The sequence below is a fragment of the Wolbachia endosymbiont of Dactylopius coccus genome, from assembly GCF_977011065.1.
On the sequence record NZ_OZ347065.1, the window covers coordinates 1,275,062 to 1,290,105 of the forward strand.

The 15,044-nt window shown below is 36.3% G+C and carries 14 protein-coding genes, 1 tRNA gene and 3 pseudogenes; 7 read left to right on the forward strand and 11 right to left on the reverse strand.

Annotation, left to right across the window (positions count from 1 at the left end):
• Positions 1 to 51: 51 nt before the first annotated feature.
• Positions 52 to 222 (reverse strand): annotated as a pseudogene (locus ACWHVF_RS06880) (IS630-like element ISWpi10 family transposase); the annotation flags it as partial.
• An 87-nt stretch (positions 223 to 309) separates the two neighbouring features.
• On the opposite strand from ACWHVF_RS06880, the gene ACWHVF_RS06885 reads away from it, so the two are divergent.
• Positions 310 to 1,321, forward strand: a protein-coding gene (locus ACWHVF_RS06885) for an IS630 family transposase (RefSeq protein ID WP_447933057.1) whose coding sequence is annotated in 2 segments (ribosomal slippage) — positions 310 to 771 and positions 773 to 1,321 — 1,011 coding nt in all. Because the reading frame shifts where the segments join, the coding sequence is not laid out codon by codon here.
• Between the two features lie 33 nt (positions 1,322 to 1,354).
• Here the strand turns inward: ACWHVF_RS06885 and ACWHVF_RS06890 are convergent.
• The 3 genes and pseudogenes from ACWHVF_RS06890 to icd form a co-directional block, all read right to left on the reverse strand.
• Positions 1,355 to 1,822, reverse strand: a pseudogene (locus ACWHVF_RS06890) (winged helix-turn-helix domain-containing protein); the annotation flags it as partial.
• 288 nt (positions 1,823 to 2,110) lie between these two features.
• Entirely contained in the window at positions 2,111 to 2,758 is a 648-nt protein-coding gene (nth, locus tag ACWHVF_RS06895; protein WP_064125055.1) for an endonuclease III, read from the reverse strand.
• A 27-nt stretch (positions 2,759 to 2,785) separates the two neighbouring features.
• Positions 2,786 to 4,213 carry an isocitrate dehydrogenase gene (gene icd, locus ACWHVF_RS06900; protein WP_064125054.1) on the reverse strand — a complete coding sequence of 476 codons (1,428 nt, stop codon included), beginning with the start codon at positions 4,211 to 4,213 and terminating at the stop codon, positions 2,786 to 2,788.
• 130 nt (positions 4,214 to 4,343) lie between these two features.
• Between icd and ACWHVF_RS06905 the strand changes: the two genes are divergently transcribed.
• Complete coding sequence (locus ACWHVF_RS06905) at positions 4,344 to 4,874, forward strand: RDD family protein (protein WP_064125053.1); 531 nt, start codon at positions 4,344 to 4,346, stop codon at positions 4,872 to 4,874.
• 22 nt (positions 4,875 to 4,896) lie between these two features.
• On the forward strand, positions 4,897 to 5,373 hold the full coding sequence (locus ACWHVF_RS06910; RefSeq protein WP_064125052.1) for an RDD family protein: 477 nt from the start codon (positions 4,897 to 4,899) through the stop codon (positions 5,371 to 5,373).
• A 270-nt stretch (positions 5,374 to 5,643) separates the two neighbouring features.
• On the opposite strand, the gene sucD is transcribed toward ACWHVF_RS06910, so the two are convergent.
• The 5 genes and pseudogenes from sucD to ACWHVF_RS06935 all read right to left on the reverse strand — a co-directional run.
• A complete protein-coding gene (gene sucD, locus ACWHVF_RS06915) occupies positions 5,644 to 6,516 on the reverse strand; it encodes a succinate--CoA ligase subunit alpha (RefSeq protein ID WP_064125051.1) in 873 nt (290 codons plus the stop codon).
• A 3-nt stretch (positions 6,517 to 6,519) separates the two neighbouring features.
• On the reverse strand, positions 6,520 to 7,671 hold the full coding sequence (sucC, locus tag ACWHVF_RS06920) for an ADP-forming succinate--CoA ligase subunit beta (protein WP_064125050.1): 1,152 nt from the start codon (positions 7,669 to 7,671) through the stop codon (positions 6,520 to 6,522).
• Positions 7,672 to 7,700: 29 nt separating this feature from the next.
• Positions 7,701 to 7,901 carry a 30S ribosomal protein S21 gene (gene rpsU / locus ACWHVF_RS06925; RefSeq protein ID WP_064125049.1) on the reverse strand — a complete coding sequence of 67 codons (201 nt, stop codon included), beginning with the start codon at positions 7,899 to 7,901 and terminating at the stop codon, positions 7,701 to 7,703.
• 190 nt (positions 7,902 to 8,091) lie between these two features.
• A tRNA-Pro gene (locus ACWHVF_RS06930) sits at positions 8,092 to 8,165 on the reverse strand.
• 306 nt (positions 8,166 to 8,471) lie between these two features.
• Positions 8,472 to 8,736, reverse strand: a pseudogene (locus ACWHVF_RS06935) (IS66 family transposase); the annotation flags it as partial.
• 83 nt (positions 8,737 to 8,819) lie between these two features.
• On the opposite strand from ACWHVF_RS06935, the gene ACWHVF_RS06940 reads away from it, so the two are divergent.
• The 4 genes from ACWHVF_RS06940 (at position 8,820) to ACWHVF_RS06955 (ending at position 12,469) form a co-directional block, all read left to right on the forward strand.
• A protein-coding gene (locus ACWHVF_RS06940) for an IS630 family transposase (protein WP_447933277.1) occupies positions 8,820 to 9,831 on the forward strand; the annotation gives its coding sequence in 2 pieces (ribosomal slippage) (positions 8,820 to 9,281 and positions 9,283 to 9,831; 1,011 coding nt in all).
• A 189-nt stretch (positions 9,832 to 10,020) separates the two neighbouring features.
• Positions 10,021 to 10,593 carry a Holliday junction branch migration protein RuvA gene (ruvA, locus tag ACWHVF_RS06945; RefSeq protein ID WP_064125563.1) on the forward strand — a complete coding sequence of 191 codons (573 nt, stop codon included), beginning with the start codon at positions 10,021 to 10,023 and terminating at the stop codon, positions 10,591 to 10,593.
• Positions 10,590 to 11,570, forward strand: a complete 981-nt coding sequence (ruvB, locus tag ACWHVF_RS06950) for a Holliday junction branch migration DNA helicase RuvB (RefSeq protein WP_064125564.1) — start codon at positions 10,590 to 10,592, stop codon at positions 11,568 to 11,570. The genes ruvA and ruvB overlap by 4 nt, the downstream gene beginning before the upstream one ends.
• A gap of 392 nt (positions 11,571 to 11,962) precedes the next feature.
• Complete coding sequence (locus ACWHVF_RS06955) at positions 11,963 to 12,469, forward strand: DNA-3-methyladenine glycosylase (protein WP_064125565.1); 507 nt, start codon at positions 11,963 to 11,965, stop codon at positions 12,467 to 12,469.
• A 21-nt stretch (positions 12,470 to 12,490) separates the two neighbouring features.
• On the opposite strand, the gene purF is transcribed toward ACWHVF_RS06955, so the two are convergent.
• Positions 12,491 to 13,876 carry an amidophosphoribosyltransferase gene (gene purF / locus ACWHVF_RS06960; protein ID WP_065094852.1) on the reverse strand — a complete coding sequence of 462 codons (1,386 nt, stop codon included), beginning with the start codon at positions 13,874 to 13,876 and terminating at the stop codon, positions 12,491 to 12,493.
• 25 nt (positions 13,877 to 13,901) lie between these two features.
• The gene (gene rodA / locus ACWHVF_RS06965) at positions 13,902 to 15,005 is read right to left on the reverse strand and encodes a rod shape-determining protein RodA (RefSeq protein WP_064125425.1); all 1,104 of its coding nucleotides are present in this window, start codon (positions 15,003 to 15,005) and stop codon (positions 13,902 to 13,904) included.
• Positions 15,006 to 15,044 lie beyond the last annotated feature (39 nt).

Below are 15,044 nucleotides of genomic sequence, written 5' to 3' on the forward strand. Positions count from 1 at the left end.
TCCATTTTTATGTTCATTTGGTTAAACTACCACTTTTTTTCTCCCTCTTCATATTTTTTGTCCACAGAGCCTAGGATTAACTGCACTGTAGAGATAAAAATTTTCCCTACCTAATTTTACCTTAACTTTTGTTCTGACGCCTTTTTTAAACCATCCATGCCCGGTCTTTGAATGTGTGCCAAACCTGGATTCATCAAAGAAAAATAGCTCTTTTTTTGGATACTTATACCAATTCCCATTACACGGCAAACAGATAGACAATAATAGAAGACAAGCCATAATGAAATAAGTGAAATAGTCGAGGTATAAATGGCACTAAGATCAAAATTATTGGATGAAGAAGTAGTAAAATCAGCAAAAAAAATGCTGAAGAAAGTAAGGAACAATGCATATGTTGCAAAAAAACTAAATGCTGTAATTGCAGCAAAAAAGCATAGTATAACGGCTGTAGCAAAAATATATTGCATTTCAAGAAGCGCACTAACTTCGTGGATAAAACTCTTGAAATTAGGCAGAGAAGAAAAATTGTTTGCTCCTCCACAACGGCGTAGAAAAACTAAATTAAATCAGGCTCAACTACAGCAAGTTGAAGCATGGGTAGGAGAAAATCCTAATATTACCATTAAAGAAATGAGAATAAGAATCCAGGAAAAGTTCGGCTTAAATATTAGCAAATCTACAGTACACCGCTATATGCAAAAGATGAAATTCTCTTATATTACACCAAGACCAGTACACAATGTACAAGATAAAAGAAAACAAGAGGAATTCAAAAAAAAATCTCAACGAAGTTATTGGCAAGTATTCTGAAAAAGAGCTGTTTTTCTTCGATGAATCGCGGTTTGGCACACATTCAAAGACCGGGCATGGATGGTTTAAAAAAGGCGTCAGAACAAAAGTTAAGGTAAAATTAGGTAGGGAAAATTTTTATCTCTACAGTGCAGTTAATCCTAGAAATGGGGAGAATTCTAGCTTGTTTGCACCGAATGTCAACACTGATTGTATGAATATATTTCTTGAGCAAATGTCTCAATATTTGGGACCACGAGAAGCCTTTCTTGTTATGGATTGTGCTAGTTGGCATAAGTCGAAAAGTTTAAAGGTACCTAAAAATATTGAGATTATATACCTACCACCATACTCACCTGAACTCAATCCAGTTGAGAGGCTTTGGTTGTATGTAAAACAGAACATTTTGCGCAATAAAATATACGATACTATTGCTTTGCTTGAGAGTGCTTTGTGTAAATTTATTACTTCTCTTACCTACTCCACAATTAAACAACTCTGCTATGTATCCTATTTGAATGACCAACAATGAGAATTGGTATTACTAATAGCTCCATTGAGATTTTTTTTTGAATTCCTCTTGTTTACCTCTATCTTGTACATTATGAACCGGTCTTGGTGTAATATATGAGAATTTCATCTTTTGCATATGGCGGTGTACTGTTGATTTGCTGATATTTAAGCCGAACTTTTCCTGGATTCTTATTCTCATTTCTTTAATGGTAACATTAGGATTTTCTCCTACCCATGCTTCAATTTGCTGTAGTTGAGCATGATTTAATTTAGTTTTTCTACGCCGTTGTGGAGGAGCAAACAGTTTTTCTTCTCTGCCAAATTTCAAGAGTTTTACCCACGAAGTTAGTGCACTTCTTGAAATGCAATATATTTTTGCTACAGCCGTTATACTGTACTTTTTTGCTGCAATTACAGCATTTAATTTTTTCGAAACATATGCATTATTCCTTACTTTCTTCAGCATTTCTTTTGCTGATTTTACTACTTCTTCATCCAATAATTTTGATCTTAGTGCCATTTATACCTCAACTATTTTACTTACTTCATTATGGCTTTTCTTCCATTGTTGTCCATCTGTTTGCCGTTTAATGGGAATTGGTATTACGTCATAGAGGCACTGCCATTATAGAGTGAACCAGTGTCTGGGTACTGGGATGACAAAAAAGGGGCTACTCGGATGACACAAATGGGTAACTTGGATGATATTCCACACTGTGTCATTCAAGTAGCTGACACTGGCATCTAGAAAAAAAGAACCAATGTCTAGGAACTGCCGTCGTAAAGGAACCAGCATCAGCTACTTGAATTACAAAAGAAGAGATACTAACCTCTTGCATTCAAACTCACATAAATCATGAATTATGCACGTTTCACACGAAGGCTTTTGCGCTTTGCAAACATATCTACCATGCAAAACTAGCCAGTGATGAGCATAAAGTAGGTATTTTTTTGGAACCACATTCAAAAGAGATTGCTCTGTTTTAAATACATCTTTTTCTTTCACAAGCCCAACTCTATTGCTTACTCTAAAAACATGAGTATCAACTGCTAATGTTGGAACACCAAGTCCTGAATTTAAGAACACATTAGCGCTCTTTCTCCCAACCCCTGGTAAAGATACCAAATCATCGAAATCAGTAGGCACTTTGCTATTGTACTGCTCAATCAATATTTTGCTGAGCCCGATTATGTTTTTTGCTTTGGAATTATATAAACCAATACTGCTTATACGTTTCCTCAGCTCGTTCTGCCCCAATTCTAGCATCTTTTCTGGCGTATCGGTGATGCTAAATAGTTCTTTTGTAATTTTATTAACGCTTACATCGGTTGTCCGCGCTGACAAAACTATCGCAACCAGCAACGTAAAATGATTGGTGTAATTTAGCTCTATTTTTGGCGCAGGATTTGATTGTTGAAACTTTTCAAATATCAATTCTACTTTTTTTGAGTCCATTTCATTTATCACACCTCTTTTAAAGAATTAAGAAAAGAACCCCTCTTTCCCATCATACAAATACAATTTGTCCATTCTCACCACGTCAAAATTGTGTTCTTCGAGTTTGATTAGTAAGTTATTTACATCACTATTTGTAATAGCTTGCTTTTCATTATTTGCGATAAACCTACAGGTTATTTGGTCACTTGAAGATTTTGAACTTCCTGGCCAAATTGCCAGTCCTTTTGAGTATATTGCTATCATTTGCAGATTACTTGATTCAAATAACTTTACTACTTGATCAAAATTGCTGGATTTGTCCCAAGCAAGCGTTATATCGCTACCCACTAGTTTTTTAATCTTATAATCCTGTTCATAATTATCCTGTATTTTATCCACTTTACTATTTGGATCACTGCCAATTATAAGCTCAGATAATGTTTTCGGTTTTTTTCCTAGATTGTCTATAACAGCTTCTGCAAATTCTTTGGTACCAACTTTCTGTTTACTTCTTTTCTCCTTATATAAATCGGCAGTGTGTATTCCATCCTCCAAAGTCTTCAGCCATGCATCGTAGATTAGTTTTGCAGTACCCACTTGACCTATGTAAATTAGCATATGCACTGCAGCATTTAAAAGACCAGAAGGATTGGCTATGTTTTTTCCTGCAATATCAGGGGCAGAACCGTGCACTGCTTCAAACATTGCGTATTCATTTCCGATGTTGCTACTTCCGGCAAGCCCCACAGATCCAGAGGTTTGTGCCACTATATCTGATAATATGTCGCCATATAAGTTCTCGGTTACTATAACATCGAAATTCTCGGGTTCTGTTGCAACACGTGCCATTCCAATATCAACTATATAATGTTCTGCCTTTATGTCCTGGTATTCCTTTGCAATGCGATCAAACGCTGCATGGAAAGTTCCGTCAGTCATTTTCATTATGTTGTCTTTAGTCAGGCAAGTTACTTTTTTTCTGTTGTGTTTTTTCGCGTATTCAAAAGCATACCTGCATATCTTCTCTGAGCCAGATCTAGTAATAATTTTAGTGCATTGGTAAGAGTCACCAGTGAGCCTGTGCTCTATTCCGGTGTAAACGTCCTCTTCATTTTCGCGTATCACTACGATATCAAACTTACCGAATTTATTTTCTATCACAGGATGATATGAAATGCATGGTCTGATATTTGCATACAACCCTAGATTTTTTCTGAGTGCAACGTTCAAGCTTTTGTGGCCTTTACCTTGAGGAGTTGTTGTCGGAGATTTTAATAATATTTTTGTCCTTTCAATTGATTCCCAACCACTTGGAGAAATTCCGTGAGACCATTCCTTACTATAAACACGCTCACCTATTTCAATAATATCCATTGAGATCTTCGCTTCCGCTTCGCGTAATATCGACAGCACCGCTTCCATAATTTCTGGTCCGATACCATCACCATATGCAACTGTGATTGGTGTTGACATAACTTCCCTAACTGTAAATGATTTAATGTTAATTTAAATAATAGAGTAGGTCAATATTATCCAAATTTACGGTTATTTAATAACGTATCTTTATATTAGTTGGTAACATAAAATATTAGGTGGGGTATATATGAATACTGAAACGAGTGTTAAAGTAAATTATGTAGGGTTTACAAGGCGTATTGTAGCAGAAATACTTGACCTCATCATATTTTTCCCTGATTTTATCTTTGCTTTTATCTATGGTGTATTCATCGCATCATTAGAAGATCAAGACTTTTTTCAGGAACTTGAACAACTAGCAACAAAAATACCATTTGTAGTTTTTACAGTGGTCGCAACATTAACACTAACAATATCCAAAATATTAATGGTAACAAAACTTGGTGGTACCCCAGGAAAACTATTGTGTGGTATGCATATTAAAGATGCTAATACATTTACAAATGCTACCCTAATACAAGCAACAATAAGATGCATTTCTAAGGGAAGCATCTGGATTATTTTTCGCTTTTTGCTTCATCTGCATTATCATGGTTATACTTTTCTATATCTTTTAATTGTGCTAATTTTATTTTTGTTTGCAGTATTTGATCAACGTAAACAAGCATTCTATGACAGGTTTGCAAAAACAGTAGTAATAGACTATAAACCTAGTTGATATTTTTCTTTATAGGCAGTGTATGGATAAAAACGTAAACTACTCAACAATGACAAGGCGTATTCTAGCATTTATAGTTGATTGTATTTTATTTATCGCAATACCATTTGCTTTAATAGCGGTAGGTTTCTCACTTACACACGTAATACAAGGGATCATGGGTGCAATAATTGTAATCACCACGATTGTATTTTCTTTGTTTTTAATGATACCATGTATATTTCATATATTCATGCTAGTAAAATTTGGCGGCACTCTAGGGCACTTGTTATTTAGCATGCGTGTAAGAGACAAAGATACACTTGAGCAGATCACTCTAATACAAGCAATAAAAAGAACCATCGCTTTTTTCATAATTTACTGTATATCGCTTTATAATCCTATTTTACTTTTAGCTATACTAATCCTAGTTTTAGTATGTGCAGTAGATGATGAACATAAACAAGCTTTTCATGACAAAATTGCAAACACGGTAGTGATAGATTATAAACCTAGTTGATATTTTTCTTTAGTTGTTACCACCGTACCATCCCAGTAGTCCCCATGATGTCCATAGGATGTCATCCCAGTGCTTGACACTGGGATCTAGAAAAAAAGAAATTTAGATTTCAGACTGGAATGACAGGAAGAGGTGTTGAGATTCCAGTGTCAGCTACTCGGATGACACCATTATAGAGTGAACCAGTGTCAGCTACTTGAGTGACACCCTTTCTAGCAGAAACTGCTCCTCAAATCACAACGTTCGTACAGCTGCGTTTTAGATTAGGCACTAATGCATTACTTCCAATACCTTCTTACCAATCACTGCAGGGGTTTCAGCAATTGCAATCCCGGCGCTCCGCATAACTTCTAGTTTTGCACCAGCACTTCCACCACTGGAAGAGATGATTGCTCCAGCGTGTCCCATACGTCTTCCTGGAGGTGCTGTTTGACCTGCTACAAAACCAACGATTGGCTTTTTAGTTTTTTCTGTTTTCACAAAATGTGATACATCCTCTTCTTCGTTTCCACCTATTTCACCAATAACTACAATACCATGAGTATCGTCATCTTTTAAAAAGAGCTCCATACAGTCGACAAATGTCATACCATGAACTGGATCCCCCCCAATTCCGATACACGTGGATTGACCAAGACCAACAGCGGTTGTTTGTGCTACTGCCTCGTAAGTTAAAGTTCCGGAGCGAGACATAATTCCTATGTGTCCACGCTTATGGATATGGCCAGGCATAATTCCTATTTTGCACTCTTCAGGCGTAATAATTCCCGGGCAGTTGGGACCAACTAATCGACTTTTTGAATCAACAAGCGCGCGCTTAACTTTCACCATATCAAGTATAGGAATGCCCTCTGTAATACAAACTATCAATTCTATTTTTGCATCTATTGCTTCAAGTATTGCAGCAGCAGCAAATTTAGCAGGTACATATATTACCGTGGCATTCGCATCAGTTTTTTCTCTAGCTTCTGCTACAGTATTAAAAACCGGTAAATTAAGGTGAGTGCTACCACCCTTTCCAGGAGTTACACCGCCAACCATTTTCGTCCCGTAGTCAATAGCTTGCTCTGAATGAAACGTACCTTGTGCACCAGTAAAACCCTGGCATATTAATCTTGTATCTTTATTTACTAAAACGGACATGCTTTATTTTACCTCTTTTACTATCTTTTGCGCAGCATCACCCAGTTCACCTGCAGCAATAATATTTAATCCTGACTCTTCTAAGATTTTTTTTCCTTCCTCAAAATTGGTACCTGATAACCTAACCACTAAAGGAACTTTAATGCTCATTTCTTTTGCAGCAGCAACAATTCCACTTGCGATAATATCGCAACGCATTATACCACCAAATATGTTAACCAAAATTCCTCTTACGTTGCTATCAGACAATATGATTTTAAATGCTTCAGTTACAGTTTCTTTACTCGCTCCACCACCAACATCCAAAAAGTTAGCAGGCTCTGCTCCGTAGTATTTTATTATATCCATTGTTGCCATAGCAAGACCTGCACCATTTACCATGCAACCAATACTGCCATCCATTTTGATGTAACTGAGCCCATACTTTGAAGCCTCTATCTCTTCTTTCACTTCTTCATCATAATCACGAAGTTCCATAACTTCTGGGTGACGATATAAAGCATTATCATCAAAATTGATTTTAGCATCGAGTGCAATAAAATCTCCAGAATTTGTTTCAACTAGTGGGTTGATTTCAATTTGGCTCGCATCAGTTGCAATAAACGCATCATATATATTTTTTGCAACATTTGTTATTTTTTCTATTTGTTCTGAACTCAAATTAAAACTGCTGCTTAACTTGCTGCTATCAAAACTTGTAGCAAGATCAATATCAAATTTCACAATTTTTGCGGGAGAATTTTTCGCCACTTCTTCGATGTCCATTCCACCTTCTGAGGAAAATATGAATATTGGCCTACTGAGCTTCGGGTCAATTACCAGGCTTAAGTAATACTCTTTCTTAATACTTGAGCCTTCTTCAATGTATACTCTTCTTACTTGCTGCCCGCTTGGCCCTGTTTGATGAGTAACTAAAGTCATACCAATCATGTCTTTTACAAACTGTTGAGCTTCTTCATCTGACTTTGCTAGCTTTACGCCACCGGCTTTACCCCTACCACCTGCATGAATTTGAGCTTTAACCACAAACACATCAGATTTTAATTGACTTACTTGAGTCTTTACTCCTTCTGCAGACATAGTGACAAAACCTTTTGGCACCGGGACATTAAATTTATGCAAAATCTCTTTTGCTTGATATTCGTGAATATTCATAAAACAACCAATGATAAACTATTAAAAAATTACCAACCGTAACGCTGCCTTCTGCATTCTTGCTGATGCCTCTTTTTTCTCGCTTCAGCTTTCTTTTTAGCTCTTTTTTCTGATTTTTTTTCATGATATTGTTTTTTCATTTTCAACCCTCTTCCTTCCTTTTGAATTGTTTTTTTCAATACTGGAAGAGCTCTGTCTACATCACCATAATGAACTGATACTTCAATCAAACTCTATACCTCCTTAGGTAATCGTTTCAAAGTTTATTTATAAATTAGAAAATTAACATTGTCAATTATTTTATAAACTTGAGCGTTAAAATGTAATATACCATAATTTACATAGCAAACCCAGTGTCAGCTACTTGCTTACTGATGGAAATTGCTCTTATGTTACAGCGTCCTTACAATCATACTAGCATCGGGGCGGAGAGATTTGAACTCCCGACCCTTTGGTCCCAAACCAAATGCGCTACCAGGCTGCGCTACGCCCCGACTTTTTTACTCAGAGTATCAATAACTCAGACAAAATGCAAGGTTCATTTGTTTACTTTAGAAAAAATATAACATGAGATTTAATATTATCCCAGAATATGTTTTTTAGTTCCCACTCAACTCCTCTTTAGTAGCAAACTGCTTCGCATGTGGCCTATAGAATTTTTATGACGGTGTCATCCCAGTACCCAGACACTGGGATCCAGTTTTTGATCGAAAGTGTTTCATTTTAACTAAAGCCTACACTCACCAAATCCAATGCATTTACTTGCAGTTAAGTTTTCTGTATCCGTTCAGCAGAGTGGTTTAAGAGACAATAGATAAGAGGTTTTGGAAAGGGTTTAGCCCCTTTTGTTTCCAAGTTAAGTATAATGAAATTATCCGTTCGAGGAATGTGTTTCCTCGTTCTGATTGTGTAAAATACGAATTTTTGCGGTAAACGACATAATGCCGAATTTGCCGTTCAGCATGGTTGTTTGTCAGCGGCTGGGTCATCTAAAAAATTCCACATCATTCTTTCAGATTTCAAAATACTTTTTGCAACTCGAGAAGCTCCAATTGCTTCAGGTAATACCAATTCCCATTACACGGCAAACAGATAGACAATAATAGAAGACAAGCCATAATGAAATAAGTGAAATAGTCGAGGTATAAATGGCACTAAGATCAAAATTATTGGATGAAGAAGTAGTAAAATCAGCAAAAAAAATGCTGAAGAAAGTAAGGAACAATGCATATGTTGCAAAAAAACTAAATGCTGTAATTGCAGCAAAAAAGCATAGTATAACGGCTGTAGCAAAAATATATTGCATTTCAAGAAGCGCACTAACTTCGTGGATAAAACTCTTGAAATTAGGCAGAGAAGAAAAATTGTTTGCTCCTCCACAACGGCGTAGAAAAACTAAATTAAATCAGGCTCAACTACAGCAAGTTGAAGCATGGGTAGGAGAAAATCCTAATATTACCATTAAAGAAATGAGAATAAGAATCCAGGAAAAGTTCGGCTTAAATATTAGCAAATCTACAGTACACCGCTATATGCAAAAGATGAAATTCTCTTATATTACACCAAGACCAGTACACAATGTACAAGATAAAAGAAAACAAGAGGAATTCAAAAAAAAATCTCAACGAAGTTATTGGCAAGTATTCTGAAAAAGAGCTGTTTTTCTTCGATGAATCGCGGTTTGGCACACATTCAAAGACCGGGCATGGATGGTTTAAAAAAGGCGTCAGAACAAAAGTTAAGGTAAAATTAGGTAGGGAAAATTTTTATCTCTACAGTGCAGTTAATCCTAGAAATGGGGAGAATTCTAGCTTGTTTGCACCGAATGTCAACACTGATTGTATGAATATATTTCTTGAGCAAATGTCTCAATATTTGGGACCACGAGAAGCCTTTCTTGTTATGGATTGTGCTAGTTGGCATAAGTCGAAAAGTTTAAAGGTACCTAAAAATATTGAGATTATATACCTACCACCATACTCACCTGAACTCAATCCAGTTGAGAGGCTTTGGTTGTATGTAAAACAGAACATTTTGCGCAATAAAATATACGATACTATTGCTTTGCTTGAGAGTGCTTTGTGTAAATTTATTACTTCTCTTACCTACTCCACAATTAAACAACTCTGCTATGTATCCTATTTGACTGCACAACAATGAGAATTGGTATGAGTATAATGATTATCAGTATATAAAAGTCATAGCAGACAGACTTGAAGCGGCAAATGTTGGCAAAATGTGTCAAGGAAGTTTTTCGTTTCTATGAGCTACTTGGCTCTCTGTTATAATGTTCGTTTGCTTGACCTAAGATCTGAGAGTATTTAAACTGAACCCTATACAGTGCTAAAAATGATAGGAAATCTAAGCGGAATAGTTGATGAAGTGCGCAGTGATCACATAATCCTGAATGTGAATGATGTTGGCTATATGGTGTATCTCTCAGCCAAAACTTTAAATGCATGTTCCATCGGAAGTAGAGTTAAATTACTTATCGAAACCTATGCAAATAACAGAGAAAATGTCGCTCAGCTATATGGTTTTATAAGCAAAGAAGAACAGCAGTGCTTGAGGTTGCTTGTCAAAGTAAGCGGCGTTAGCTATAAAACTGCAATGTCAATTTTGAGTAAATTAACTCCAGAACAGCTGTTTTTGGCAATTATGAATGAAGATAAAGTAGCACTCAAGATGAGTGGCCTGGGCCAAAAACTCATAAATCGAATCATCACTGAATTAAGTGGCAAAGTGAGTAAATTAGAAATAAATAACAATAATTTTCATCCAATCAATGAAGATGCCCTTTCAGCATTGATCAATCTTGGGTATGAAAAAATGAAAGCTTATGATACGATAAAAAAAATACAAGACGAATCGTCAAATCTGGACACCAAGGATATTATTCGCATGGCGCTTAAAACACTATGAAATCAATATCGTGCGATAAAGAATATGCTGAAGATGTGCGCAATATCAACATCAGGCCTGAGCAACTTGATGATTTTGTCGGGCAAAAAGACTTAATACAAAATTTAAAAGTGTTTATAAACGCTGCGCGAACGAGGACTGAAGCCTTAGATCACGTATTACTCCACGGTCCCCCAGGACTTGGCAAAACAACTTTAGCACAAATCATTTCTAAAGAATTAAGGGTCAGCTTTCGCGCAACTTCTGGTCCTTTACTTAGCAAAGCTGGGGACTTGGCTGCAGTGCTTACCACTTTAAATGCAAAAGATGTTCTATTTATCGACGAAATCCATAGATTAAATCGCAGCATCGAAGAAGTTTTATATACTGCTATGGAAGATTTTTGCTTGGACATATTAGTAGGTGAAGGGCCATCTACTCGCACTTTAAGGATAGATCTACCACCATTTACGTTAATCGGAGCAACTACACGGCTTGGATTACTTTCTGCGCCACTCAGAGATCGTTTTGGCATTCCTTTGCATCTTGAGTTTTATTCTTTTGAAGAACTGGTTAATATTATAAAAAGAGGCGCAAGAGTTCTTTCTACTGAAATTGAAGAAAATGCAGCACGGGAAATTGCCTGCCGTGCACGTGGCACTCCAAGAATTGCTTTGAGGTTACTCAGAAGAATAAGGGATTTTGTTGAAGTGAAAGATGATAAAAAAATCACTTATGAAGTCGCTGATTCTGTATTGCTAAAATTGGGTGTAGACAAAATGGGACTCAATAAACTTGATATGCATTATCTAAGATTTTTATTCAACACTTCAGGCCCTGTTGGAATTGACACTATATCTATTGCGCTATCTGAGGATGTTGGCAATATTGAAGAAACAGTAGAACCTTATTTAATCAAAATTAGTTTTGTAAAGCGCACACCAAGAGGACGCGTTCTAACCCACCAAGCAAAGGAATATTTGAGCTTTCAACATTAAACATCATAATTTATATTGACTAATTAGCATGGTATCTATATACTAACATTTATATATCAAGAATAATGGAGGCATATATGTTAACTAATAGCACTGAAACTGTATCTTTAATTGAAACTTCTCCATTTCGTACTCGCTAGTTATACTATTCTAGCTAATTAAGCTATGGTTTGTGGTAATAGAAAAAACTGGGTTCCAGCGTCACGCGCTACCCTATGAGTGCTGCTCGCGTATATTCTCTCTTTCACCATCTCAGTGTTTCTTTCTTATTATGCCAGTACCATTTTCTTGTCATTCAAGTAGCTACCCTTCTTGTCATCCCAGTGCTTGACACTGGGATCCAGAAATTCTTAAACTGAATTCTATATAGAACCTCAGAACAAAAATAAGAAATGGGTAGCACAATACTACCAAGAAATTTCTACGAGCGGCCGACCTTAACTGTAGCTGGAGAGTTATTGGGAAAAGTCCTCAAATTTTCTAACTTTAGTGGAATAATAACCGAAGTTGAAGCCTATATAGGAATGAGTGACCCAGCTTGTCATGCAGCTAAGGGTTATACTAACCGAACCTCAGTAATGTTTGGTATGCCGGGGTTTTCATATGTGTACTTTATATATGGGATGTATTACTGTTTAAATATTGTAACAGAAGCAGAAGGGTTCCCAGCAGCAGTGTTAATACGGGGATTAAAGCTCATTGAACCGCTTGAAGCAAATTTAGGTGGGCCAGGAATATTGTGTAAAAGATTAAATATTACAAAAGAACATAACAAACAGGACCTTACTATAAGCCACAAATTTTGTGTTTATGAATCTCACCTCAAACCAGATTATATTTGCACCCCGAGAATCGGAATTAGTAAAGGCCAAGAGAAATTTTGGCGGTTTAAGATCTGAGCTCCAGTGATCTTACGTAGATTATTTGCCAATCGGATAATCACCAGTGAAACAAGCATCACAATATTGTGGCGTAGCATTGTTACGCTTTTCTGCTTTAACAGCCTGATATAGTCCATCAATACTCAAGAAGGCTAGGCTATCTACTCCTATAACTTCCTTAATTTCCTCTACAGATTTATTTGCAGCAATTAAATCTTTGCACTCTGGCGTATCTATTCCATAAAAACAAGAATGCTTAATTGGTGGGCTTGAAATTTTGAGGTGAATCTCTTTTACTCCTGCATCCTTTAACATAACTATTATATTTGTTAACGTACTACCACGCACTATACTATCATCTATTAAAATTATGTTTTTACCTTTCAAAATGTGCTTATTAGCATTGAATTTTAATTTTATTCTAACTTTACGTACTTCAGCGGTTGGTTGTATAAAAGTTCTTCCTATGTAATGATTACGAATTATTCCCAGTTCCATAGGTAACCCTGAATGCTTTGCATATCCAATAGCTGCAGGTATTCCAGAATCAGGTATTGGTACAACCATATCCATATTGTTTTTTGGTGGGCTCTCTTCTGCAAGTATTCTTCCTATTTCTTTTCTTATATCATATATGGACCTATTCTCCATTATGCTGTCTGGTCTTGAAAAATAAACGTATTCAAAAATACAAAAACTTGATTTTTGCTGTGGGAAAGGAAATGCTGAAGCTAGATTACCATTTCGATCAATGGTGACTAACTCACCTGGTTCTATTTCTCTAACAAACTCTGCATTTACTATATCAAGAGCACAAGTTTCAGATGCAAGAACATAAGAACCGTTTAACTTCCCTAAAACAAGAGGCCTGATTCCAGACGGATCACGTACTCCAATAACTACTTCTTGATTGATTGCCACAAAAGAATAAGCACCTTGTATTTGCTTTAATGCATATATAAAACTCTCTAAGAAGCTATCTTTTTCACCGCTTGCTGTCAGATGCACTACTACTTCTGTATCAATATCTGACTGAAAAACGCACTCTTGTTTAATTAATTGTTCGCGTATTGGAGAAATATTAATTAAATTACCATTATGTGCTATGGCAAAATCCCCAAATTTGCCACTTTTGCCAAGCATGGGCTGCACTCCAAACTTATTACCACTTGTTGAGTATCGAACGTGACCTATTGCACAATCTCCAGGTAAGGATTTCTTTATTTCATCTATATCATCAAATACACTGCTCACTTGACCTTGAAAGTGATAAGAGTGCAGCTTATCGTTGTTACTGGTTACTACGCCAAAAGACTCTTGACCTCTATGCTGCAAAGCGTGGAGAGCAAGTATAGAGTTAAAAGCAGCACTTTGGTTGCAACTTATGCCAAATACCCCACACTCCTCACGCATTTCATCTAGCATAAAAACTATTAAGTAAAGTTTAATTTTACTTTAGCATAGGTAAAATACAAGCATTTTGTTGTTCATCTGCTTTTATTGCCAGCAATAATCCTATGCATATCAAGCTTGCAGCAGTTGTACTTCCTCCATAGGAAAGAAATGGCAGTGGATCGCCTATAACAGGTAAGAGGCCCATTGTCATTCCGATGTTTATAAAGAAATGAGCACTAAAAAAGGCAAAAATGCCGATAGATACCGACTTAGAAAAATAATTTTTTGACCTATAAGCAATAGAGAGCATTATAGCAAGCAATGTAGTATAGAGTAAAATTAAAGCCATGCTACCTAAAAATCCCCATTCCTCACTCAGCACTGCAAAAGCAAAATCTGTACGTTTCTCCGGCAAAAATCCAAGTTGAGTTTGACTTCCGTTAACAAAGCCCTTACCAAGCAAACCTCCTGAACCAATAGCTATTTGAGATTGCTGCGCATTATAACCTATTCCAAGTGGATCCACTGATGAATCCAAAAATGACAATATCCTTTGCTTGTGATAAGGACGTAAAAAAGGCCAAATAGCAGGTACTGCAAAAATGCCAAGCGTCCCACAAATTACTAAATGAGCTCTTTTTATTACTGCTGTGAATATAATTGATGCTCCTATAAACAACATTATCACAGCTGTGCCTAAATTAGGTTGCTTTAACACCAAGAATACAGGCAAGAAAATAATTATTACCGCCTTAAGCAATCTTTTAAATTCCATCATTTTATACACACTTTGTTTATTGAAATAACGAGCAAGTGCAAGTATTAAGCCTACCTTTGCAAATTCTGATGGTTGCAAACTAATTGATCCAATTCTTATCCACCTCGTCGCACCCATTATGTGCGAGCCAAAAAAATTTACTGCTAATAGCGAAATCGCTGCTGCTATATAAAAAAAGTAGGCGTGCTTCAAATAAAAATCTAGCTCTATGAATGACATAGCTATAGCGAGTAGGAAAAAGAAGGAAAATATGACTATTTGGTGAATTGCAAATGGTACCCACTTTCCTCCAGCAGAAGAGTATTGAACAGCAATGCCAATGCAAAACAGCACTATCACGTTAATGACTAATAACCAATGAATCTTCTTCAGCCTATCCACACTTATAACCTTAAAGTATAGTAAAATATGAAACAAAGA